The 23,033-nt window shown below is 65.6% G+C and carries 14 protein-coding genes; 4 read left to right on the plus strand and 10 right to left on the minus strand.

Annotated elements, in window-relative coordinates; translation table 11 throughout:
- Positions 1-63: 63 nt before the first annotated feature.
- Entirely contained in the window at positions 64-1,761 is a 1,698-nt protein-coding gene (locus IQ16_RS17820) for a GMC family oxidoreductase (protein ID WP_018645911.1), read from the minus strand.
- 123 nt (positions 1,762-1,884) lie between these two features.
- Positions 1,885-2,244, minus strand: a complete 360-nt coding sequence (locus IQ16_RS17825; protein WP_018645910.1) for a hypothetical protein — start codon at positions 2,242-2,244, stop codon at positions 1,885-1,887.
- Between the two features lie 344 nt (positions 2,245-2,588).
- Here IQ16_RS17825 and IQ16_RS17830 point away from each other — a divergent pair, with 344 nt between their 5' ends.
- The gene (locus IQ16_RS17830; RefSeq protein WP_018645909.1) at positions 2,589-3,104 is read left to right on the plus strand and encodes a Spy/CpxP family protein refolding chaperone; all 516 of its coding nucleotides are present in this window, start codon (positions 2,589-2,591) and stop codon (positions 3,102-3,104) included.
- A 1,944-nt stretch (positions 3,105-5,048) separates the two neighbouring features.
- Here the strand turns inward: IQ16_RS17830 and IQ16_RS17845 are convergent.
- The 3 genes from IQ16_RS17845 to IQ16_RS45660 form a co-directional block, all read right to left on the minus strand.
- Positions 5,049-5,441 (minus strand): hypothetical protein, encoded by a 393-nt coding sequence (locus tag IQ16_RS17845; RefSeq protein ID WP_020608022.1) that lies wholly within the window; start codon positions 5,439-5,441, stop codon positions 5,049-5,051.
- A gap of 281 nt (positions 5,442-5,722) precedes the next feature.
- Complete coding sequence (locus tag IQ16_RS17850; RefSeq protein ID WP_018645904.1) at positions 5,723-8,383, minus strand: bifunctional diguanylate cyclase/phosphodiesterase; 2,661 nt, start codon at positions 8,381-8,383, stop codon at positions 5,723-5,725.
- A gap of 236 nt (positions 8,384-8,619) precedes the next feature.
- Positions 8,620-9,315, minus strand: coding sequence for a hypothetical protein (locus IQ16_RS45660; RefSeq protein ID WP_026312450.1), 696 nt, complete (start codon positions 9,313-9,315; stop codon positions 8,620-8,622).
- 183 nt (positions 9,316-9,498) lie between these two features.
- On the opposite strand from IQ16_RS45660, the gene IQ16_RS17860 reads away from it, so the two are divergent.
- Together IQ16_RS17860 and IQ16_RS17865 are read left to right on the plus strand one after the other, a co-directional pair.
- Positions 9,499-10,521, plus strand: a complete 1,023-nt coding sequence (locus tag IQ16_RS17860) for a LysM peptidoglycan-binding domain-containing protein (protein WP_018645902.1) — start codon at positions 9,499-9,501, stop codon at positions 10,519-10,521.
- A 170-nt stretch (positions 10,522-10,691) separates the two neighbouring features.
- Positions 10,692-11,960, plus strand: a complete 1,269-nt coding sequence (locus IQ16_RS17865; protein ID WP_035667361.1) for a Spy/CpxP family protein refolding chaperone — start codon at positions 10,692-10,694, stop codon at positions 11,958-11,960.
- On the opposite strand, the gene IQ16_RS17870 is transcribed toward IQ16_RS17865, so the two are convergent.
- The 3 genes from IQ16_RS17870 to IQ16_RS17880 form a co-directional block, all read right to left on the minus strand.
- A complete protein-coding gene (locus IQ16_RS17870; protein WP_244635733.1) occupies positions 11,961-12,788 on the minus strand; it encodes a hypothetical protein in 828 nt (275 codons plus the stop codon).
- A gap of 347 nt (positions 12,789-13,135) precedes the next feature.
- Positions 13,136-15,583 (minus strand): adenylate/guanylate cyclase domain-containing protein, encoded by a 2,448-nt coding sequence (locus IQ16_RS17875; protein WP_018645899.1) that lies wholly within the window; start codon positions 15,581-15,583, stop codon positions 13,136-13,138.
- Between the two features lie 203 nt (positions 15,584-15,786).
- The gene (locus IQ16_RS17880; RefSeq protein WP_018645898.1) at positions 15,787-17,853 is read right to left on the minus strand and encodes an AsmA family protein; all 2,067 of its coding nucleotides are present in this window, start codon (positions 17,851-17,853) and stop codon (positions 15,787-15,789) included.
- A gap of 235 nt (positions 17,854-18,088) precedes the next feature.
- On the opposite strand from IQ16_RS17880, the gene IQ16_RS17885 reads away from it, so the two are divergent.
- Positions 18,089-18,763 carry a Crp/Fnr family transcriptional regulator gene (locus IQ16_RS17885; RefSeq protein WP_026312449.1) on the plus strand — a complete coding sequence of 225 codons (675 nt, stop codon included), beginning with the start codon at positions 18,089-18,091 and terminating at the stop codon, positions 18,761-18,763.
- Between the two features lie 87 nt (positions 18,764-18,850).
- On the opposite strand, the gene IQ16_RS17890 is transcribed toward IQ16_RS17885, so the two are convergent.
- Positions 18,851-22,000: an efflux RND transporter permease subunit gene (locus tag IQ16_RS17890; RefSeq protein ID WP_018645896.1), complete on the minus strand. Its 3,150-nt coding sequence runs from the start codon at positions 21,998-22,000 to the stop codon at positions 18,851-18,853.
- Complete coding sequence (locus tag IQ16_RS17895; RefSeq protein ID WP_018645895.1) at positions 22,000-22,929, minus strand: efflux RND transporter periplasmic adaptor subunit; 930 nt, start codon at positions 22,927-22,929, stop codon at positions 22,000-22,002. Before IQ16_RS17895 ends, IQ16_RS17890 begins: the two co-directional genes overlap by 1 nt.
- Between the last annotated feature and the right edge of the window lie 104 nt (positions 22,930-23,033).

Raw genomic sequence — 23,033 nt, forward strand, 5'->3', positions numbered from 1 at the left:
TCTGGGTCCCGGTTCAGCAGCGCATCGTTACACGCTGCGCTGCGCCCGGGACACGAGAGCCAATCACTGCACCATCGCCGCAGCGATCTTCTCCGCCGTCATCAGCACCGGGAAATTGGTGTTGGCGCACGGCACCACCGGGAAGATCGAGGCGTCGACGACGCGCAATCCCTGGATGCCCTTGACGCGGCCCTGGTTGTCGACCACCGCCATCGGATCGTCGGCGCGGCCCATGCGGCATGAGCAGGAGGCGTGCCAGACGCCGATGGTCGCCTTGCGCACGAAGGCTTCCAGCGCCTCGTCATCGTTCATCACCTGGTCGAAGGTAAAGCCTTCGACCACGAAATTGTCGATCAGATAGTGACGCAGTGCCGCCGGCCCGTCCATCAGCGTTGCGGCGATCTTGGTCAGGATCCTGTTCTTGGTGTTGACCACGCCGATCTTGCGGACCTTGTCGGTGTAGGCGGCCGGGAACGGCTTGTCCGTCACCTTCTTCACGATGTCGCTCATCTGAATGGCGGCCATCTTGCGGAAGCCGTCCATCAGGCGATCGAGATCGCGCCGATCAGACAAGAGATTGAACTCGACGATCGGTTCGGCTGTGGGGTCACGCGAGGCAAGCTTGACCTGTCCGGTCTCCGAATAGGTCTTGTTGACGAAGGTCAGCAGCGAGCCGATCTGCTCGCCGACCGCATGCCAGGCGGATTTGCTGAGCAGGACAACGAACATGTCGCCCTTCGGTACGCCGGCGAGGCCCGACGAATAGCGCAGGCCGAGCTGCATGTGTCGCCTGGTGTGCTCGTTCATGCGCGCGCCGCGGCGGACGAAGGACGACAGCGAGATCGAGGGATGGTCCATCAGGCGCTGGCCGACACCCGGCAAGCCCGTCAGCACGGGAATGCCCAAATCCTTGAGATGGCCGACCGGGCCGATGCCGGCTCGCAAGAGATGCGCCGGCGAATGAATCGCGCCGCTGGAGAGAATGATCTCGCGTCCGCGGAATTCCTGCTCCCGCCCGTCGACCACGGCCTTCACGCCGACGCATTGCGTGCCTTCGAACAGCAGCCCCCGCACCTGCGTGTTGGTGGAGATGGTGAGGTTGGCGCGCTGACGCGTGTCGCGATCGAGATAGCCCATCGCGGCCGAGACGCGTTGCTCGGCCTGGTTGGAATGCGTCACCGGGAAATAGCCGTCGACGAACTCGCCGTTCTGGTCGGCCACGAATGGATGCCCGGCCTGCTGGAAGGCGTCGGCGAACGCCTGCGAATGCCGCGTCCAGTGCTCCCTCGGAATTCTGCGCACCGGAATGCGGCCGTCCTTGCCGTGATAAGGCCCGTCGAAATCGAGATCGCGCTCGACCTTCCTGAAGAAGGGCAGCACGTCGTTCCACGCCCAGCCCTCGGCGCCCCGCGCGTCCCACTCATCGTAATCGGTCGGCGCGCCGCGATTGGCCATCTGGCCGTTGATCGATGATCCGCCGCCCAGCACGCGCGCCTGCTCGTACTTGCGCAAGGGCGGACGCGCTTCGTTCGGATTGTTGTGGCTGACGACCTGCGTCGTGACCTTGAGCTCGGTCCAGTGGAAGCGCGGATCGAAATAGGCGGTGCCCGGATAGCTGTCCCTGATCTCGGCCGGCTCGTTGCCGGGTGGTGTGTCCTGTCCGGCCTCGCAGAGCAGGACCTTGTTGGCACTCTTCGCGGAGAGCCGGTGGGCCAGCACGGACCCCGCCGAGCCGCCGCCGACGATGATGTAGTCGTACACGATTGGCGCTTCCTCTTGTTCTTGCAAGGGGAAGCTAGCGCGGATTTATCGTGAGGTCACCTCACCGCAATCGTCGGTGCGCCATGAACGCCACGAATGGCCCGCGGCATGCGAGATAGGATCTCACGTCATGCTGCCCGGCATGAAGCAGCGGATCATGGCGCGGCCGTTGACGTAGTAGGGCCACACGAAAGTGCGACCGGCGCGGTTCGGCTCCTTGATCACGGCATCGTCGGGCACGGTGATCCACTCGCCGAGAAGGCGAACGCGATAGTGTCCGTCCAGCGTGTCCCAGTCGACCTCATCCAGCGCGGTGCCGTCGGCGTCGGCGCAGCACGGACCTCCAGCTTTGCTTTTCAGGCTCTCGAACCAGCCCTTGAGCGGAGAATTCGCGTAGCGACCGTCGTCGCGGGCCTCCGCCGACAGGCCGATCATGGCGATAGCCGCCAGCAGAGGAATCATCCTGAAGGTCACGATCGCCATCTCGCCTCGCTCGATCCGCGCACGCGCGCAACAACGCAGGCGCAAGTCGCCTGCGATGTGTGTGATGTGATGCTGGCTGACGCTCGCCGGCCGCGGTTCCGGCCGGTTCAGCGGAGCGATAACTACGATCCGCAGCGTTTGATCCTATTTTGCGGACAGGGGTCGGTCGTCGTCGCGCAATTACAGGTGGAGAATGGTGGCGCAAGAACGGACATGCCGCAGGTCTTGCTCGGCCTGCGCCCCACAATTCCTTCTCCAAGTCCCTTGATTTGAATCAATGTGACATCGCCTTGCCGACCATTGTTAGCGTGGTGCCTGGGGGCTACTCACCTAGGAGGTCGCCGATGATGAAAATAATCGTGATCGGAACAGCCGCACTCGTTCTTGCCGCACCGTCGATTGCCAGCGCGCAAGCTCCGTCCCCTGCGACGTCAGAACGGCTCAACGCAGTGGACCGGAATACACTGATGGACATGCGGATCGATTTGACCAAGGCCGCATTGCAGCTGACCCCTGACCAGGAAAAGCTCTGGCCGCCTGTCGAGAGCGCCATTCGTGCCAGAGCGGAAGATCGGAGGGCCCGTGTTGCAAAAATCTCGGAAACAGTGGGTCGGCGGGCCGACCAGAATGCCGTCGAAACGATACGTAACCGTGATCCCATCGCCTTCCTGCAACGACGCTCGGAGGCATTGGCTCAACGATCAGCCGATTTGGATAAACTCGCCGAGGCGTGGCAGCCACTCTACAAGACCCTCAATCCTGAACAGAGGCAGCGCATGGGGGCCCTCGCGGTCCTTGTCCTTCACGACATGAGCGATGTCGTGGAGCGACGTCGTGCGCAGGCCGAGGATGAAGACTGAAGCAGGATGTTGATTCATACGCGCCGCGTGATGATCTGAACCTGCGCGGCTAACCAACTTTAGGCCTGGAGATGTCCCCTTTTGCCAGGGACGACATCCCCAGGCCGCATTCAAAGTGCTGTAGCCGACCAACGTGGCGGCAACCCGCGGCAGCGTCAGTGTTCACATCGTCAGTCTCGCCGGAAGCGCATAGCCAAAGGCGCGAGAGGCCGCGTTCGTCCGAACTACCAAGGCCGCAGATTTCAGGCACGACGGGCTTACAGCATCGCCTCTCCATCAAGACTGGTCGCTGTCTTGAGGAACGAAACGGCCTTGACGCCGCGCCAATCGTTCGTGGGCGGATGCAAGCTGCCCTTCATCCAACCCATGACGATCGGGGATGTGAGCGGATCAAGAGAATACTCATTTGACGAACAGGGTTTGTGAATCGCCGTGAGCCACGCGCGCACACTGATGCGCGGGCGCACACCCCGCAGGGAACACAATTGTCGCCATCCCCGGACAAGCATGACTCACCTTTACTGAGCTGGAGCCCCCAAGCCGACCTACGGGCGCACACTTGCTCGAGAGGTCAGCCGCTAATTTGGAGCTTGAAATTGCTGCTCGCACCATTGTCCGAAAGGGAAGCTGCGGTAACAGGTGACGCCTGCGTAGCTTCGCGAGTGTTCGCTCTTCCGACGCGTAGCAGGCGCGGCGAACTACGTTTTCTCGCGTTTGAATTGCGGGAGGCCGATCAGATGCCTGCGCGATGGTGGTTCACTGATACAGCGCGCAAACGCCTGCATTCCATCGCACGCACCTGCGGACGTCCCGGCGGGTTTGACGGATTGTGGTTCTGGCTACGCACACACCATTGACCATCGTCCTGCCCGGTCCGCAGCCGGCGGCGACTTGCGTGATGAGGTCGTCCGACTGAATCGGTGCGAGTGGCATTGCCTGCGTCGATGTCGCGATGGCCAGCGCAAAACCGGCAACAGCAAATAACCTGATCATCGTCACTCTCCTCTTGAAATCATGCAGAGCAAGGTTGGCGCCCTTCGAAGGCAGCATCAGTCCGCATGCAGGGGTCAGAAAGAGTTTGATCTGGAGGCGGCCGCGTGGACCGCCTCCGGGCCGAAGTCCATGTCCCCTGTACCCACTTTCGTCTGTGTCTTACGGGCAGCGGAACGGCATGCCGTTGGCGCCTGTGACCAAAGTCCCCGATGTGCAGGCCATGCCGGTGGGCGTTATGTACCAGCCAGTGCTGGCGCTGGCTGTGGACGCAGGATAGTAGGCATTAGCTCCCAGGCCTCCACCATAGTAGGCATTAGCTCCCAAGCCTCCACCATAGGAGGAAGTCCCACCTCTGTAGGGACTCACGCCCGTAACTCCATAGCTGCCGGCGCCTGTGTAAGGGCCGCTTCCCCATCCCCAGTTGGGGGATGTGGCCGCCACGGCAGCAGCCGTGCCCACGGCGGCCGCGCCGGCGACGCCAGCGCCGACGACCCCGGCTCCATACCCATATGCAGCCCGCCGGTCTTGCCGGCGAGCAACACCTGCGACGCTCATTGGGGTCAGCGGTCGACCGACCCGTGCTTGGGCACTCTCCACCGACAAAGAGATGCCGCGTTGTTCAGACCAGCTGAACGAGAACAGCGCCGCGCATGCGACAGTTGAGCCCGCGATTGCAAGTTTTGTCAGATGCATCTGTCTCATGAACTTGCTCCATGACTGGCTTGCCCCATGCTGAAATGATGCTGCCTCCCCACCGGGGTGAGCATTGCGCTAGATCAAGGATGGACGAGGGGGCTTGCGAGCTCGGATGAGGCAGAGACTTTGACGCGACCAACGCGTTTTCTTCGATGGTGCGGGTCGAGCCAACCGAGCCCTTGACGGCGAGAATGGACAGCGCTCTCAAGATGAAAGAGGCGGCGATCGTGCCGCCTCTCCTTGTGGTTCGCGTGCTTACTGGCAGACGTACATGATTCCGTCACCGCCCTTGATCAACGTGCCGGGCGTGCAACCAATACCGTTGAGCTTCGCATAGCTATCCCAACCGTCGTAGCAGGTATGGGAAGCACGTCCAAAGACTCCAACGGCCGTGCCGTATCCGGTCCTGCCGCCGACGCCACACCAGGGGCCGCCAGCGTAGTAGGCCCGCACTGCGTACCAGGGGAGACCGGTCTGATCGGGTATGTACTGATTATAGGGATACGGGCTGACATAGAGTCGCCTCGCTTGCGCACTCTCGACTGAGAGCGAAAGCCCGCGCTGTTCAGACCAGTCGACGGTGAACAGTGCCGCAAAAGCGATAGTCGCAGTTGCAATTGCAAAATTTCTGAAAGCCGTCTGCTTCATCGTTTTGCTCCTATGCTGTCGTCCCCCTTTTGCATGAGAAGGCTCGCCGGTTGCGCCGACATTGACCAAGATCAAGAACCTTGACCTGCCTCGTGACTTCAAGTTGTGGCTCTCGATGAGCTGTGCACGTAACTGTGCGCAAGGGGGTAACGAGGGATGTCGACGCGTCGGGCTCTCTGCTGTGTTTGCTCGGTGCTATTTCGGGGCCGGGGCCGGCCGATCGTTTCAGGCACTACAGGATTTTCTTCGAAATCTCGTCGTGCCCGAACAACATTGCCGATCTAGGCAGCCGCCTGCGCCGAGAGAAGCTGCTTCAGCTTCGCCGCCGGCACGGCCGGGCTGAACAGCCAGCCCTGCATCTGGCTGCAGCCGAGCTGACGCAGCACCTCGCGCTGGGCCTCGGTCTCGACGCCTTCCGCCGTCGTCGCCATGTGGCGGGCGGCGGCCATGTGCACCACGGCCTGCACGATCGGCGAGGAATCCTCGGGCTCGCCGATGTCGCTGATGAAGCTGCGGTCGATCTTGATCTTGTCGAAGGGGAAGCGGTGCAGATAGCTCAGCGACGAATAGCCGGTGCCGAAATCGTCGAGCGCGATGCGTACGCCGAGCTCGCGCAGTTGCTGCAGGATCGTCAGCGCCTCCTCGTCGTCGCGAATGAGGACGGTCTCGGTGATCTCGAGCTCGAGCCGTCCGGGAGCGAGACCTGAGTCCGCAAGCGCCGCAGCGACCTTCAACGCCAGTGACCGCGACCGGAACTGCACCGGTGAAACGTTGACGGCGATGTGGATATTGCCCGGCCAGCTCGCAGCCTCATTGCAGGCCTGCTTCAGCACCCATTCGCCGATCTCGCCGATCAGGCCGGTGTCCTCCGCGACCGGAATGAAATCCGCCGGCGAGACCATGCCGCGCTCGGGATGGCGCCAGCGCAAAAGCGCCTCGCAGCCGGTGACGACATTGGCGGCGAGATCGACCAGCGGCTGGTAATGCACCTCGAACTCGCCGCGCGCGAGCGCCTGGCGCAGATCGAGCTCGAGCTGGCGCCGCTGCCGCGCCTTGGCGTCGTATTCGGGCACGAAGATGCGGAAGGTGCCGCGTCCTTCCGATTTCGCCGCGTACATCGCGAGATCGGCGCGTTTGAGCAGGTCGTCGAGATTGTCGCCGTGCTCCGGCGCGATCGCGACGCCGATGCTGGCGTCGGTCAAGACTTCCTGGCCCTTGCAGCTCACGGGCGCGCGCAACGCCGACAGGATCGTGTCCGCCAGCCTCGTCAACTCGGCCTGATCGTTGGTGCCGGCCTTGACGATGGCGAATTCGTCGCCCCCTAACCGCGCGACGAGATCGTTGCCGCTGACGCAGGCGCGCAGGCGGCTGGCGACCTGGCGCAGCAGCTCGTCGCCGACCTCGTGTCCCAGCGAATCGTTGACGCCCTTGAACTCGTCGACGTCGATATAGAGGATTGCGAACGGCCTGCCCTCGGCAAGCTCCGCGACGCGGCGCTCCAGATGGCTGCGCATCAGTACGCGGTTGGGCAGGTCGGTCAGCGCGTCGTAATGCGCCATATGTGCGATGCGTTCGTCGGCGCGGATGCGCTCGGTGACGTCGTCATGCGTGGCGAGCCAGCCGCCGGCGGCGCCGGGCTGATTCTTGATCTCGATCAGGCGGCCGCCACCCGTCTCCACGATCGTCCTGTGGGTCTGCTCGACGCTGCCCAGGATGCCGTCGCAATAGGCATCGACGTCGCCGTCGAAGGAGCCGGTGTCATGGCGGTGCTGGATCACGTCGCGGAAATGGGCGCCGGGCTTCACGATGTCGGCAGAGAGGCCATACATCTCGATGTAGCGCCGGTTGCAGACGATCAGCCGCTCGTCCTGGTCGAACATCAAGAGGCCCTGCGTCATGGTGTTCATCGCGGTGTCGAGCCGCTGCTTCTCGACCGAGAGCCTTTGCGTCATCTGGCGGAAGATCAGGAACAGCGTCAGCACCAGCAGTCCGATCGACGTCACGGCGACGGCGACGAAGAATTTCGTCTGCGTGCGCCAGGTGGCGAGCGTCGCGTCCAGCGATTTGGTGGCGACCACGACCAGCGGCTCGCCGGTCAAAAGGCGCGAGGCGACGATGCGGTCCTTGCCGTCGATCGGGCTCGCGAGCTGCCTCGTGACGAAGGTGCGCTCGAACACCGCCATCTGCTCCGGCGTGCCCTGGCGAAAATTCTGCCCGATCATGGCGTCGACATGCGGGATGCGCGCGAGCAGCTGTCCGTTCTGGTGGTGCATCGCGATCGAGGATTCCTCGCCGAGCCCGGTCGAGGCAAAGAAGGATTCGAGCTGGTCGGGCGCAATCGCGCGCGTGACGATGCCGAGGAACTCGCCGCGCGGGCTGGAGACGCGCCGCGCGAACACGATGGCAGGGCCGTTGCCGAGCCGGCCGGGAACGACCTCGATCTCTTCCTGCGCGATCGGATCGTTCTTGAGCCGCTTGAAATAGCCGCGGTCGGCGACCGTGACGTCGGCGACCGGCCAGCGCCGCGACGAATTGATCAGCACACCCTCTGAATCGAACACATTGGCGCCGGCGACGTCGGTCCAGCCGCTGGCCTTTGCGCGCAGCGCTTCGTGCACGGCGAGAGTGCTCATCTGGCTGCGGAACAGGTCGGCGGACTCGATGCCATGGCTCTCGAGCTCGGCGATGACGCTCTTCTGGAACACGGCGAAATCCGCGAACTCACGGTCGTAGTGCCGGGCGAGCAGCCGCACCGCGCTCTCGAGACTGTCGCGACCGCTCTCGATCGCATTCTGCCGGAAGCGGTCGACGGTGAGCGCGGTGCCGATGCCGGTCGCAAGCATCAGCACGAAGCCGCCGGCGATCAGCCATGTCAGCGGCGCCCCGCGCCAGCGGCGCAGCAGCGCACGCATCCGCGCGGTCCATCTGATCGATGTGCCCATCCAGCCCTCCCGTGGGATGCAAGATGCAGCAAAACCGACAAGACCCCGTTACCATGGAGGGTTAGGAAAAGATGAATCGGAGTGGAATCAGGGGGTTGGTTCCCTGGTAGACCGTAGGTGGATTAGCGCGCAGCGTAATCCACCTCTTTAGTCTCGGCGGCGGCAGAAGTGGTGGGTTACGCTTGCGACTGCGCTTCGCGCAGCCGCCAGCTAACCCACCCTACGATCCCAGTCGCCTACCGCCTGATCTCCCACTCCAGCGCTGCCGCGTTTTCCTTGGCGAACATCTTGGGCACGTCGAAGGTCCCGGTCTTGAGGTCGTAGCGGCAGCGCCAGTTGGCCAGTCCTTTGACGGCGACGTTCTTCGGATGCTTGTCCATTTCGCCCGACAGCGAGATCAGCAGGTAGCGGTTGTTGGGCCAGTCGACGCCGAGCCAGCGATAGCCGTCCTCCGTGCCTTTCATGAGATTGGCCGAGATGTGGTAGTCGAGCTTCATGTTCTTCGTGTCGGGCCGGCTGTGGAAGTAGGCCCAGGCGAGATCGCTGAGCGACTTCTTCGTCGCGTTCACGAAGGCGCCGTTCTCGACATGGTAGAGGAAGAGATCCTGCGAGCCCGAGCCGGTCTTCTGCATCCGCACCAGCCATTGCGAGTCGCTGGTGAAGCGGAAGCCGGCGCCATAGCCCTGCTCCGGCTTCAGCTCCGTCATCTGGTCGCCGCGCCGCGCCCAGACCTGCCATTTGACGCCGAAAAGGTCTTCACTGTCCTTCATGTACTGCTCGAGCTTGGTGGCGCCGTCGGGCGAGGTGAAGGCGAGGTCCTTATTGTCGGTGAGGACGTAGCCCGGCGGCGGGCCGGAGGCGGCGAGCGCGGGGGAGGCGGCGAGCATCAGGGCGAGCGCCAGCCATGGCGCGGTTCGAAAGGATGAAGTCATGGAAAAATCCTTGAAAAATAGCCGCTGCGCGGCCTCGCTCATTTGACGCCGAAGGGGTCGCGCCGGTTCACCCGCAGCGGGCGGAAACGATGGCCGATCATCCCTTCGGGCGACTTGCTGCCGTAACCAAATCGGCGCAGGCTACGGTCATCGGCTGATTTGCCAGCAAGGATTCGACTTCTGATGATGACCGCAACCAAGGCCCTCATTGCGTTCTGCCTGCTCGCGGTGGTTGGCACCGTCCTTGTGATCGGTCCCGCCGAGCTGCGCCGCCTGTTGCCGGGCGGAGCGGGCACCGAGATCGCTGTCGCCGCCAAGCCCGAAGTCAAGGCGGAGACCAAGCTTGAGCCCAAAGCCGCAACCAAGGTCGAGCCGAAGCCCGAAGAACCGAAGCTCGCCGCCGCGCAGCCCGCGCCATCCCCGGCGCCGGCCGCAGCGCCGAAGCCGGCGGGGCCCGTGGCCGAAACCCAGAAGCAGGTCACGGCCGCGCTCGCCGATCTCGCGCCGGTCAAGCCGCAGCCCTCCGCGACCGACGCCGGGCCCCGCTTCGACGTCGCCCGCGTCGACGATCATGGCGAGGCGGCGGTGATCGCGGGCCAGGCCGCGCCGGGGTCAAAGGTCGAGCTATTGCGCGACGGCCAGCCGCTTCATTCGGTCACCGCCGATGCGTCGGGCCAGTTCGTCATGACGCCGCCGCAGCTTCCCGCCGGCAGCTACGAGCTGACGCTGCGTTCCAGGGCGCCCGATGGCACCGTCACGCAGTCCAGCCGGACCATGCCGGTGACGATCGCGGAAATCGCGCCGCCGCCCGCGCGACCTGCGCCGGTTGCGAAGCAGGCCGAGAGGATGGACGACAAATCGGATGTTGTGGCCTCGCTGCCATCGGCCGCACCGCATTTGGCGTCAACGTCTTCCGCGGTCCGGCCCAGGATGATGGGCGCGACAAAGCCAAGAGCCATGGCGCGGGTGCCGGCGGCCACGACAGTCGCATCGGCCTCGCCGGCGGACGCGCTCAGCACCGCACCGGCCGAGGCAGGCGGCAGCCGGGTGATCTCCCGCGGCGACAGCCTGTGGGCGCTGAGCCGGCTGGCCTATGGCGACGGTGCCCGCTACGCGGTGATCTTCAAGGCCAACCGCGACAAGATCCACAATCCGAACCTGATCTATCCCGGCCAGACGTTCGTGTTGCCGCAAAAGCCGCAGTGAGCGCGGTCCCCAGCGCTGCGACTATCGGCATTCTCTCTCCCGCGACGGTTTGATCGTCGCATGTCGGGAACCTTTGGTTCCCCTGCGCGTCATCGTGGTGAGACGCATTGCGTGCGTCGTGCGGGAGGGAGGGCCAGGACGTGGCCAAGTCAGCGCTCGGGTCTGCGATCATGTCGGGACGCATGGGGCTGGTGCTCGCTGGCGCGACCCTCCTGATTGCGGCAGTGCTGCTGCCGAATACGGCGCAGGCGCAGTTCGGGCTGCGCGGCGGTCCGCTCGGTGTTGCGCGGTTCGCGGTCGGTCACGTCATCGGTATGTCGCGCATGCGCCACGCCCGCATGGCGGTGCGCGGTGGCCGCTACCGTTCCGCTGCGTTGCGATCCCAGGATCCGCGCGGAGCCGAGCGCGGGCAGCCTTCCAATCCTTACATCATCCGCGCGGCTCTCTCGGCGCAAGCCGCGCTCGCGGGCTGGCACGGCGGCCGCCGCCCGCAGGGCTGGTGGCGTCATCCCGACGGCAGCTATGGCTGGGCCGGCCCAGTGTTCTGGCCATTCGCACATGACGATCTCGCCAACGCGGTCATCTTCGCCGACACCACCGGCATCTCGCTTTACGGCTATGGCGACATCTATGCCGCGCTCTTCTCGCCCTATGCGGCCACCGAGCTCGCCGCCTACACCGCGCCGCAAGGCAGGCGCGCGCGCAAGATCCCGTCGGCGCAGAACATCTGCGATGTCAGCGATCCCGCCGGCTTCCCCGCGGATCTCATGGCCGCCGCCGTGCACCCCAACGAATTGCAGCGCACCGCGCTCGACGAGCTCGTGAGCGCCTGGCAGTCTGCCCGTGACAGCATTCGCGCGACCTGTCCGACAGAGGTGCCGGCGACCGCAGCGGAGCGCCTCGGTCTGATGCGCGATCGTCTTGCGGTCATGATCAAGGCGATGGATACGCTCGCGCCACCGCTCGCGAAATTCGAGGGGCTCCTCGACGAGCGCCAGAAGGCAAAGCTCGACGGGTTGGCCAAGGAGCGCCGCGCCGCGCTCGCAGCAGGCCAGCCCAGGGATGCGCAGGCCGCGAGCGCCTGCGATCCGAACAGCGATCCCCGCTATGACGAGAAGCTGCAGCGCCAGTATGAGCAGCTCGTGCAGCAGCAATGGCCCGTCGCGGATATGGCCACCACGCTTCGCCTCGACGAGATCGCGCGCGCCCGCCTCGACGTGCTCCAGGACACCACGCTGCGCACCATGGAGACGCTGAGCGCCTGTCCGACCAAGCCCGCCGAGACGCCGCAAGGCCGCCTCACCGAGGTGAAGGCACGGCTGGAGAGGATGCTGCAGGCAGTGAACGGCGTCGCTGATGCGCTCGACGATTTCGAGGCGGACTTGAGCGACGAGCAGAAGGCGGGCTTCGAGGCGATCGGGCCGAAGCGGGGGGTGTGATCACCCGCACGCCCAGTCGAACTTCATGTCCTTGAAGTCGAGCTGCGCGTTGCCGGTGCCGAAATTGTAGCCGCCGAAATATTCCTCGAACTCGATGTAGAACGGGCTCATCTCCGGCACCGCCTGGCACGGCCGCATGGTGCCGCCGAGATGGTTGTGGGCGTGGTCCTTGGCCCAATCGTGCAAGCGGTAATTCTCAGAGCTCGGGACGCCGCCGACAAAGTAGTAGTAGGACTGATAATCGCTCGGCGGGTTGCGTGGGATGTGCGGGTCCTGCGGGGCCTTGCCGGCGTTGGGATCGGTCGCGCGCGGCATCAAGGCGATCCCGAGGTTCTCTGCCAGATCGGCCCGCGGAGGGCCGGCGAACATCTTCTGCGCGAAGGGCGCGGCAGCCTCGAAGAAGGCGCTGGCGCCGCCGACATCGAGCCAGCGCGGCCGCTCCGCCGTCGCCAGCGCGAGCGGCGCGGGCGGCGTCGCAAGTGCGCCCTCGTATTCGCTTCTGGTCAGCAGCAGCGCGGCATATTCGTAGTCGAGGATGTCGGTCATGCGCGACAGCCGCGGATGCGGGGTGCGCGCCAGCACGGCGTCGCGGATTTCGGGATCGTCAACCGCGCCGCCGTCATTGTGATCGGGCGGCGTCGCAAAGAACGACACCGCGACGATGTCCGCGCCATGCACGCGATAATCCTCCGGAAGCAGAAGGGTGAAGCCGTGCATCAGCGGATAGCCGGTGACGGGATCGAGCGGCCATTGCTCGCTCGTGATCCCCGGCGGCAGCCCATAAACCCAGCCGTGGTCGCGCGCACGGTCGGCGGGCCGGTCCAGCATCTGCAGATCATACGCACGCGAAGGCAAGGCAAACGCCACAGGTCGTCTCCATCCGAAGCCTGCCTCGCCGTTGAGGCGATGGTTAGTCGCGGGGAGGGGCGTTGGGGTTCGTGGGAGGGGGGGATGACGCCATTCTGCCGGTGTTTTGCCCGACGTGTCAAACCGCGTCGGCGCCCGCGTAAGTCATTGATCGCACAGCCCCCGTCTACTGTGCATGGGGTTGTTTTCGACTTTTTGTTTGGTCTCGTAGCCCGGATGGAGCGAAGCGCAATCCGGGACCGCTGTCGCTTGTGGCACGACCCCGGATTTCGCTGCGCTCCATCCGGGCTACGATGTCGTCGCGACCGCTACCCTCGCCGCCGCACCGCCGACGCATCCACCACGTTCTCCACTTCCTCGCGCCAGGACAAAATCTCCATCGCCAGCACCGGGTGATTGAAGCCCTTGAGCTGGAGATCGTCGAGGGCGCGGGCCTCGACCCAGGGCTCGACCATGCCGTAGACGCGGCGGCTGACCACGATCTGGTTGGGCTTGGCCTCGCTGCAGAGGCGGGAGGCGAGGTTGGTGACGCTGCCGATCGCGGCATATTCCAGCCGCTGCTCGAAGCCGACCTGGCCGAGCGTGGCGTAGCCGAGCGCGACGCCGATACCGAAGCCGAGGCTGTGGCCGCGGTTGCGCCAGCGCTCGGTCAGCGGGCCGATGGTGTCGCGCATCTCCACCGCCATCTTCACCGCGCGCTGGGTGTGGTCCTCGAACTGGATCGGCGCGTTGAACAGGATCATCACGCCGTCGCCGGCATATTTGTCGAGCGTGCCCTCGTATTTGAAGATCAGCTTGCCGAGCGCCGCGTGATATTCGCGCAGCACATTCATCGCCTCTTCCGGCTCGGTCGCTTCCGTGAACGCGGTGAAGCCGCGCAGGTCGCAGAACACCACGGTGACCTCGCGGCGCTGGCTGGTGAGCAGCCCCTCGGGGCTGTCGGAGGAGGCGATCAGCTGCGCCACCTGCGGCGCCAGGAAACGCTCGAGCTTGCGGATGCGCTCGATCTCGCCGAGCTGGGTCCTGACGCGCTCCTCCAGCGACTTGTTCCAGTCCTTGAGCTGCTCGGTCTGCACGCGCAGCTTGTCGGCCTGGGCGCGCACGGTCTCGTGCGCCGCTTCCAGCGCGTGGCTCTTGTGATCGACCTCGGTGAACAGCCGCGCGTTGCGCATCGCCAGCACCGCCTGGTTGGCGAAGGTGCGCATCAGTCCGATGAGGCTGCCGGCGAACTCGCCACCGGCGCGGCGCAGCACCACCAGCGCGCCGAGCGTGCCCTGCTGGTCGACCAGCGGCACCACCAGCACCGAGTGGAAGCCGGCAGCGATCGCGGCATCGCGCAGCGGCTGCCCGGCCGCCTGCTCGAGATCGGCAAGCGCGATCGGCTCGCCGCTTCTGGCGGCATCGCTCAGGATGTTGTCGCCTTCGTCGATGGTGACATGGGCGCCCTCGGCCGATCTGTCGATGCCGCCCGCTTCCACCACGTTGAAGCGGCGCGCCTCGGCGTCGTAGCCGTAGATCAGCACCGCATCGGCGTGGGTGATCTCGATCGCGCGCGCGGCGATGGTCGGCAGCACGGCGTTGAGATCGAGCGAGGAGGAGACCGCGCGGCCGACCTCTTCCAGCACCTTGAGCTCGTGGTTCGACTGCGCGAGATCGCGGGTGCGCTCCTCGACCTTGGTCTCCAGGTTCGAATAGGTCTCCTGGAGCTGCGTGGCCATGCGGTTGAACTGGCCGGCGAGGTCTTCCAGCTCGTCGGAGGTGTGCACGTCGATGCGATGGCTGAAATCGCCTTCGCCGAGCTTGTGCGCACCGTCGCGCAATGCGGTGATCGGGATGATCATGCGGCGTGCGAGCAGCGTGCCGGCGAGGATCGCGACCATGAGGCCCATGCCGATCAGAAGCGCGATGCGCACCAGCTGGTCGCGGATCGGCGTCAGGGCCTGCGTGGTCGGCTGCTCGAACATCACGCTCCAGCCGAGCTTCGGCACGGTGCTCGCAGCCGTCAGCACCTCATGACCGTTGAAGTCGGTGCCCGACGTCTCGGGCGCGCCGCCGGGCGAAATCGCGGCCGCCACCTGCGGCAGCTTCGACAAATCCTTGCCGACATCGGGACCTCTGGCGGATGTCGCCAGCACGCGGCCGCGCGGGTCGACCACATAGGCGAAGGCGGCTTTGCCGACCTGGGCGTCGGACAGGAAGTCGGAGAGGAAGCTGAGGTCGATCTCGGCGACCGTGACGCCGGCGTTGAAACCGGAATGCGCGACCGAGATCGACATGAAGGGCGTCCGGTCGGAAAACCAGGCCGGTGCGTAGCTGACGCCGCGCGCGACGGTGTCGGTGAAGCGCATGTCGCGGGAGAGGTCGGCATTGCCGCCGGTCGTGGTCAACTGCCGCGAGACGCGCAGCACCTCGCGGCCGTCGCCGTTGAGCTGGAACAGCTGGTTGACGACCGAGACCTGGTGCAGCAGCGAGGCGTAATCGGCGCGGCGCTTCTCGAGCGTGTCCTGGCTCGCCCGCGTCACCCAGCTGATCTGGCGCTCGAGCTCGGAGATCGACTGTTCGATCCGCCGCGCGGCGGCCTGCGCCTTGTCCTCCAGCCCGCCGGTCAGTTGCGTCTTGGTGGCGCGATAGGAGATCCAGGTCTCCATCGCGCCGTTGACGGCCAGCACGAACACGACGAGGCCGACGAGGGAGACGACGTATTTGGCGAACAGGCCCTCGCGCAGAAACCGTGTCTTGTCGTTCGCCCCAGCCATCCGGATCCTCTTGCGCCATCGACGCTGGCGCTACGGGCCGTGCAGCCCAATTGCCCCTTCTACCACAATTTGGGCCACCGGACGGGTGGACCGCCGGTGTGGTTACCCGTTGCGGATGCCGGGAGGGGCCGAAGAGTGATGAATTGTCGCAGCCTCATCCGAAGCAGCGCACGGGAAGCCGATGTAGGGGGATTGGCGTGCAATCATCGATTGAAGAGCTGCCGCAGCACGTCGTTCATCGGCTGGCTGTCCTGCTGCGCCGCCGGCGGGTCGTCCTGAGCGGGGGACGCGGGCGAGGCCTGTGGCGCCGGGGTCGACGGCGTTGCCGGCAGGCTGCGGCTGCGGCCGGTGCCTGTCGCGGTGCCAGTGCCTGATCCCGCACCACTGGACAGCCCCTGCTGGATCAGATTGCCGATCGCCTCGCCGAGAGGACCGCCGAGCAGGTTGTTCTGTCCCGGTTGCTGGGCCTGCGGATTCGCATTGCCGGTTGCATTGCCGCCGCCCGGCGCGGTGGCTCCGCCGAGACCCAGGCTTCCCAAAATATTGCCGAGCCCCGCGCCGTCAGGCCCGAACAGGCCCTTGCCCATTTCGCGCAGCTTGGCATAGGCAGCGTCCGGATTGTCGAGCATGCCGGCCATGTCAGGGTAGATCTTCGGCTGCGACCAGCTGCCCTGGATCATCACGGGGATGCCGAACCCGACCGGGTCGGAGGTGCGGCCCTGGCCTTCGGTCGTCATCACCAGCTTGGGCTCGACGCGAAAGCCCATCATCTTGGTGTCGAGCGCGATGGTGCCGGCGCCGGTGACGCGCACCAGCGGCCCGATCAGGTTGAGATCGGTCGTCACCGCCTGCCCCTTGTCGATGCGGAAGGAGGCCGAGAGCTGCGACAGATCCGTGCTCTGCTCCTGGCTGGAGTCCTGGTTTCCTTGCCAGCCCGAAAGCGTTCCGGTCGTCAGCGAGCGGATCATCTGCGCGACATTGATGCCGCGGATGGCGCCGTCCTGGAAATTGACGAAGGCCGTGCCCAGCATGTTCGCCATCAGCGCGCGCTGACTGGTGCCGGCGCTGCGCAGGGCGAGCTTGGCCTGCAGCTTGCCGTCGATCCGATCGAATTCGGCGAGCCCCTGCAGCAGCGGCAGCGCGCGCACGCCGACGAGGTCGGAATGCATGGCAAAGCTCGGCGCGCCGGTGGTCGCATCCAGGATCACTTCGCCGGAGACCTGGCCGCCATAGGCGCCGAGATTGGCGGTGCCGGCCTTCAGCACGCCGCCGGCGAGCTTTGCGTCGAGCGCCAGCGGCGCAAGGCGCGCATCGCCGATCACGGCCTCGTTCGCCGAGATCCTGACTTGCGCATCGACGTAATTGAGCCCGGACACGTCGATCGGCGCATTGCTCCAGGGCTGTCCCGACGCACCATCAGGCGTTTTCGCCAACGGGATCGCGAGCCGCTGGAAATCGAGATCGACCTTGACCAGCGGCTTGCTCGCGATGTCGACCGAAGCCCAGCCGTTGAAGGCGCCGTCGCCGAGCCGGCCGCTCACGCCGTTGATCATCACGACATCGCCATTCAGCCGCATCTCGGCATGACCGGTGAGCTGGGACTTCAGCACGTCAGGCATGTCGATGGCGAAATCCACCGGAACGGTCGGCCGCTCGGCCGGCGGCGTCGGCGCCGTCGCCTTGATGTCGAACTTGGTCGGGTGATCGCCGACGCGCGCAGTGCCGGTGATGTCAACCTTGCGGTCGCGGCCGACGACGGCGTCGGCGTTGATGGCGCTGATGCGGCCCTCGACGCGGTCGCGCAGGCGCGCGAATGCGACCTCGCCGTCGACGAGCTTGACGCGGTCGATGGTCGCCCCGGCCGTGTCGAGCGCGATCGGCTTCGACGCGGCGCCGGCGTTCGGCAGGCGCTCGCGCAGCAGCGGCTGGTAGAGCACGGGATGGGTGACGACGAGCTCGCTGATCCTGGGGGTGCCCGACCACACGCTGGAGAGCGACATGTCGGCCTGCACGCTGTCGACCGTCAGACGCGTGATGCCGCTGCGGTCCTTGGGGTCCTGGAGCGTCAGGTCGTTCAGCGTGACGTTCAGCGTCGGCCACAGGCTGATCTTCGTGGTGCCGTCGATCGACAGGCGATAGCCCGTCGCGCTCTCGACGCGCGCGGCGATCGTCGAGGTCAGGAAGCCCGAGGGGATTCCGACCACGAGCAGAAGCGCGATCACGATGATGATAGCGGCGACCGCGGCGCCGGCGAATTTCACTGCTCTCATGTCGACTTTCCAACGACGGACGAACGGCGCCGAACCCGGCCGCTCACCCGTCCCTTGCGCGTGAGTTTATCCCCGGACGGGAAGCCGCTCCAAGCGGTCAAAAATAGTCAGGGGGTGCTGCAAAGTTATGTGACTTATGACACACTTCTCCGGTGCGGTTTTACGCGATCCTGAAGTTGATGGTTCCAAGCGATTTGCCGGTGACGTTGACAAGCAAATTCACAAGGACGTTCAAATGAGCAAACAGGCCGAATTTGCGGTCATCCTGAAGATGAACCCGATGTTCGCCGATCTCGGCGCGGACGAGCTCCAGCGGCTGTCCAATCTCTGCCACACCCAGCATCTGGCGAACGGCGAGGTGCTGTTCCAGAAGGGCGATGCCGGGGATGCGCTGTTCGGGGTGCGCCGCGGCCAGGTCCGCATCGAGACCGGCGCCTCCGACGGCAGCCGGCTGACGCTGAATTTCATGGGGCCCGGCGATCTGTTCGGCGAGGTCGCGGTGCTGGACGGCCAGGACCGTACGGCGGACGCGACCGCAGGCGAAGCCAGCGAATTGTTCGTGCTGCGGCGCGAAGACTTCCTCGGCTTCCTCGAGCGCGAGCCCAAGGTCGCGATCAAGATCATCGCGCTGCTTTGCCAGCGCATCCGCTGGCAGAGCGAGCGCATGGAAGAGTCCATGCTGCAGCCGCTGCCGGTGCGCCTGGCGCGGCGGCTCTGCGCGCTCGCCGCCGATTTCGGCTCGGAGGTGCACATCTCGCAGGAACAGCTCGGCGTCTTCGTCGGCGCCGCCCGCGAGAGCGTCAACCGCCAGCTCCAGGCCTGGCGCAAGGAAGCGATCCTCGATCTCCAGCGCGGCCGGATATTGCTGCGGAACATGACCAAGCTGACCGCGATCGCGCGGAACGAGTAAGGGGGCTAGGCTGCTTCGCACGTAACGCAACGTCAGTAACTCAGATCGCGGATGCGGGGCGGCACATGGCCGCCCATCGCGCGAATCCTACTCCGCCGCAGGGTGCACAATGTTCTTCGGCGCCGGCCCCGCTTCCGCCGGTGCCGCTCCGTGATGACCGTCCGTCTCCGCATCCTCGCTGTGCACGATCAGGCGCTTGCCGAACCGCCAGATCAGGGCGCCGAGATCGTCCATCACCATGAACATCGCGGGCACGAACACCAGCGACAGGATGGTTGAGAAGAGCAGGCCGCCGATCACCGCGAGCGCCATCGGCGAGCGGAATTCGCCGCCGGCGCCGACCGCGAGCGCGCTCGGCATCATGCCCGCGGCCATGGCGATCGTGGTCATCACGATCGGGCGGGCACGCTTCATGCCGGCGTCGATCATGGCCTCCTCGCGCGGCTTGCCGTCGCGGATCGCTTCGATCGCGAACTCCACCAGCATGATCGCGTTCTTGGTGACGATGCCCATCAGCATCAGGATGCCGATCCACACCGGCGTCGTGAGCTGCTTGCCGGTGATGAGCAGCGCCGCGATGGCGCCGCCGATCGAGAGCGGCAGCGAGAACAGGATGGTGATCGGCTGCAGGAAGGTGCCGAACAGCAGCACCAGCACGGCATAGACCATCATCAGGCCCGCCGTGATCGCGGTGGCGAAGCCGTCGGACAGCTCGTTCAGGCTTTCGGCATCGCCCGAGGGTGAGACCTTCACGCTCTTCGGCAAGGTCTTCATGACGGGCAGGTCGTAGATCTTCTTGGTGGCGTCGCCGAGCGCGGCGGAGCCGACGAGGTCGGCCGCGACCGTCGCCTGCCGCTCGCGGTCGTAGCGGTTGATGCTGGTCGGACCCTGGTCGAGCTTGACGTCGGCGATGACCGAGAGCGGCACGCCGCCCTTCTCGCCGCGCTCGCCGAGCGGCACGCGCAATTGTTCGAGCGTCTTCAGATTGCCGCGCGCGGCGTCCTCGAGCTGGACCCGGATCGGCACCAGGCGGTCGCCGACGTCGAATTTCGCGAGCGCCGGCCCGACGTCGCCGATGGTGGCGACGCGGATGGTCTGCGACAGGCTTTCGGTGGAGACGCCGAGGCGGGCGGCGAGATCGGCGCGCGGCTCGATGCGCAGCTCGGGCCGCTCCAGCGTGGTTTCCGAGATCACGTTGGAGATGGTCGGAATCCGCTTCATCTGCGTCGCGAGCTCGCTAGCGACGTTGTTGACGATGTTGGCGTCAACGCCGGTCACGACCAGCGAGATCGCGCGCAGGCCGTTCTCGTCGAGGAACCAGAAACGGATGTCCGGAATGTTCTCCAGCTCCTGGCTGATCGAGAATTCCAGCTCGCGCTGGGTGATGTCGCGATCGGCCTTGGGCGTGTAATTGATGATCAGGGCGGCGCGCCGGACTTCCTGGGTGCCGGGCGGAACGCGGCCGCCGTCGACGAAGATGCTCTTCACCTCGGGCCGCTTGCGCAGCCGCGCGACGATGTCCTCGGTGACCTTCTCGGTGTAGGCGAGCTGGGTGCCGGGCGGCAGCTCGAGCGCCAGCAGCGAGCGCGCGCTGTCCTGCGCCGGCAGGAAGCCCTGCGGCAGCAGCGTGATGCTCCAGATCGAGGCGGCGAAGATGCCGAAGCCGATCAGCACCGTGATGAAATAGTGCTTCACCGACCAGGCCACGATCCCATGATAGGACCGCAAGATGCGGCCGGGCGGCGGCTCCTCGTGATGGCCATGCTTGAGGAAGTAGGCGGCCAGCACCGGCGTGACGAAGCGCGCGGCGAGCAGCGAGAAGAATACCTGCACCGAGACGGTGATGCCGAACTGCTTGAAGAACTGCCCGGCGATGCCCGACATGAAGCTCGCGGGGGCGAAGATCGCGATGATGGTGAGCGAGATCGCGATCACGGCGAGGCCGATCTCGTCGGCGGCTTCCAGTGCGGCACGGTAGGGCGATTTGCCCATGTTCATGTGCCGGACGATGTTCTCGATCTCGACGATGGCGTCGTCGACGAGAATACCCGTCGACAGCGTGATGGCGAGGAAGCTGACGAGGTTCAGCGAGAAGCCGAGCAGGTCCATCGCCCAGAACGCCGGGAAGATCGACAGCGGCAGCGAGATCGCGGCGATGATGGTGGCGCGCAGGTCGCGCAGGAACAGCAGCACGATGACGACGGCGAGGATGGCGCCCTCGAACAGGGTCGAGATCGCCGCTTCGTAATTGCCGTTGGTGTATTCGACCGAGGTGTCGATCAGCTTGAGGTCGACGTCGGGATAGGCCGCCTTGAGCGCGTCGATGCGCTTCTGCACGGCGGCGGCGACCTTCACGTCGCTGGCGCCCTTGGAGCGCTTGATGCCGAGCGCGACCACCGGCTCGCCGTTGAAGCGGGCGAAGGTGCGGCGGTCGGCGATGGTGTCGGTGACGGTGCCGAGATCGTCCAGCCGCACCTCGCCGCCGCCGAACAGCGGAACCATGGTGCCGGCGAGATCGCCCAGCGTCTTGGCGCCGGCGAGCGTGCGGATCGCCTGGTCGTTCTTGCCGATCTCGGCGCGGCCGCCGGCGACGTCAACATTGGTGCCGCGCAGGCTCTGGCTGACATTGACCGCGGTTAGTCCCATCGCCTGCAGGCGGTCGGGATCGAGCGAGACCAGGATTTCGCGCTCGACACCGCCGATGCGCTCGACCTGGGCGACGCCGCGCACGCCCTGCAGCGCGCGCTTGACCACGTCATCGACGAAATAGGACAGCTGCTCCGGCGTCTTGCCGGGCGAGATCGCGGCATAGGTGACGATCGGCAGGCCGATGACGTCGACGCGCTGGATCAGCGGCTCGGTGACGTTCTGCGGCAGGTTCGAGCGCACGCGCGTCACCGCGTCCTTGACGTCGTTGAGCGCGCGGTCGGTGTTGGTCTCCAGCGCGAACTGGATGGTGGTCACCGACAGACCGTCGGTGATCGACGAGGTGATGTGCCTGACGCCCTCGACGCCGGAGACGGCGTCTTCAACCGTCTTGGTGACCTGGGATTCAAGCTCGGCAGGCGCTGCGCCGAATTGCGACACCGCGACCGAGATCACGGGAATGTCGGCCGAGGGCAGCCGCGTCACCGCGAGCTTCACGAAGGAGGTCCAGCCGAGCACCAGAAGGATGATCGAAAAGACGACCGAGGGCAGCGGGTGACGGATCGACCATGCCGAAATATTGAGAGCCATCAGCGTACCCGCGTGCGATCGAGTTCATCGGCGAACATGGTCTTGATCTGGTCGCCGTCATGGAGGGAAGAGCCGGCGTCGGCCACGACGATTTCGCCGACCTCGAGCCCTTCCAGGATTTCGGTCGCGGTATCGGACGACAGTCCGACCCGCACCTTGCGCGTCTCGACCGTGTTGCCTTTGACGACCTGCACGGTGAGATGGTCGATCGCGGTCTTGGGGACCGCGACGCCGCAGCTTCGCTTGGCGTCGATCGAGGCGCGGGCGAACACGCCGACCTTCAGCGAGGGATTGTTGGTGACGCTGATGCGGACGCGGCCGAGCTGCGTGGTGCGGTCGATCTCGGGCGCGACCAGCCGCACCCGTCCGATCAGATCGGGCGCGTCGTCGCGGCTGATGCGCACGGTCGCGCCGGGGCTGAGCTTGGGCATGTGGACCGCCGGAACCTGAGCGTCGAGCTCGATCTCGTTGTTGACGGCGATGCGGAACATCGGGCCGGCCTGCGGGGACGCGGGCGCGCCGACGATGGTGCGGACCTCGGTGACGAGACCCGGCGCAGGTGCCTTCAGCGAGATCGGGCCTTGCGGGCCCGGCCGTTGCGGCTGGCCCGGAATCTGCGGCGGCGCGGTCAGGCGCGCCAGCTCCTGGTTGTCGGTGACCAGAGTACCTTCAGTGACGAAGAGGTCGGTGACCCTGGAGCCTTCCTGGTCGGCGACGACCACGGCTTCGCGGCGCGGCACGAAGAAGCCGGTCACCCGCACGAGGTCGGAGAAGCAGGCATTGGTCGACTTCGTCACGATGACGAGCGCCGTGCTCGGCGCCTCCTTCACCTCGGGGCGGCGCCGATGCTCGAACAGATAATAGCCGACGCCGAGGGCCACGACGAAGGCCACGGTTCCGGCTGGCTTGAGATATTCGGAAAGGTTCATCGCCGGATCATCCTGGCCTGGCTCACGGCCGTCCGCACGAGGCCCATGAAGAGCATTTCCCTGAAATAAAGCGGCGTCCCGCAAGGCTGCGGGACGCGCTTTGG

The sequence above is a fragment of the Bradyrhizobium huanghuaihaiense genome (assembly GCF_007830635.1).
GTDB classification, from domain to species: Bacteria; Pseudomonadota; Alphaproteobacteria; order Rhizobiales; family Xanthobacteraceae; genus Bradyrhizobium; species Bradyrhizobium huanghuaihaiense.

What these genes read in the sequence shown, in the direction of transcription:
- IQ16_RS17825 (WP_018645910.1), bottom strand. Translation starts at nt 2,244, where the DNA reads ATGGCGATCGTGACCTTCAGGATGATTCCTCTGCTGGCGGCTATCGCC.
- IQ16_RS17830 (WP_018645909.1), top strand. Translation starts at nt 2,589, where the DNA reads ATGATGAAAATAATCGTGATCGGAACAGCCGCACTCGTTCTTGCCGCA.
- IQ16_RS17845 (WP_020608022.1), bottom strand. Translation starts at nt 5,441, where the DNA reads ATGAAGCAGACGGCTTTCAGAAATTTTGCAATTGCAACTGCGACTATC.
- IQ16_RS17850 (WP_018645904.1), bottom strand. Translation starts at nt 8,383, where the DNA reads ATGGGCACATCGATCAGATGGACCGCGCGGATGCGTGCGCTGCTGCGC.
- IQ16_RS45660 (WP_026312450.1), bottom strand. Translation starts at nt 9,315, where the DNA reads ATGACTTCATCCTTTCGAACCGCGCCATGGCTGGCGCTCGCCCTGATG.
- IQ16_RS17860 (WP_018645902.1), top strand. Translation starts at nt 9,499, where the DNA reads ATGATGACCGCAACCAAGGCCCTCATTGCGTTCTGCCTGCTCGCGGTG.
- IQ16_RS17865 (WP_035667361.1), top strand. Translation starts at nt 10,692, where the DNA reads ATGTCGGGACGCATGGGGCTGGTGCTCGCTGGCGCGACCCTCCTGATT.
- IQ16_RS17870 (WP_244635733.1), bottom strand. Translation starts at nt 12,788, where the DNA reads ATGCTGGACCGGCCCGCCGACCGTGCGCGCGACCACGGCTGGGTTTAT.
- IQ16_RS17875 (WP_018645899.1), bottom strand. Translation starts at nt 15,583, where the DNA reads ATGGCTGGGGCGAACGACAAGACACGGTTTCTGCGCGAGGGCCTGTTC.
- IQ16_RS17880 (WP_018645898.1), bottom strand. Translation starts at nt 17,853, where the DNA reads ATGAGAGCAGTGAAATTCGCCGGCGCCGCGGTCGCCGCTATCATCATC.
- IQ16_RS17885 (WP_026312449.1), top strand. Translation starts at nt 18,089, where the DNA reads ATGAGCAAACAGGCCGAATTTGCGGTCATCCTGAAGATGAACCCGATG.
- IQ16_RS17890 (WP_018645896.1), bottom strand. Translation starts at nt 22,000, where the DNA reads ATGGCTCTCAATATTTCGGCATGGTCGATCCGTCACCCGCTGCCCTCG.
- IQ16_RS17895 (WP_018645895.1), bottom strand. Translation starts at nt 22,929, where the DNA reads ATGAACCTTTCCGAATATCTCAAGCCAGCCGGAACCGTGGCCTTCGTC.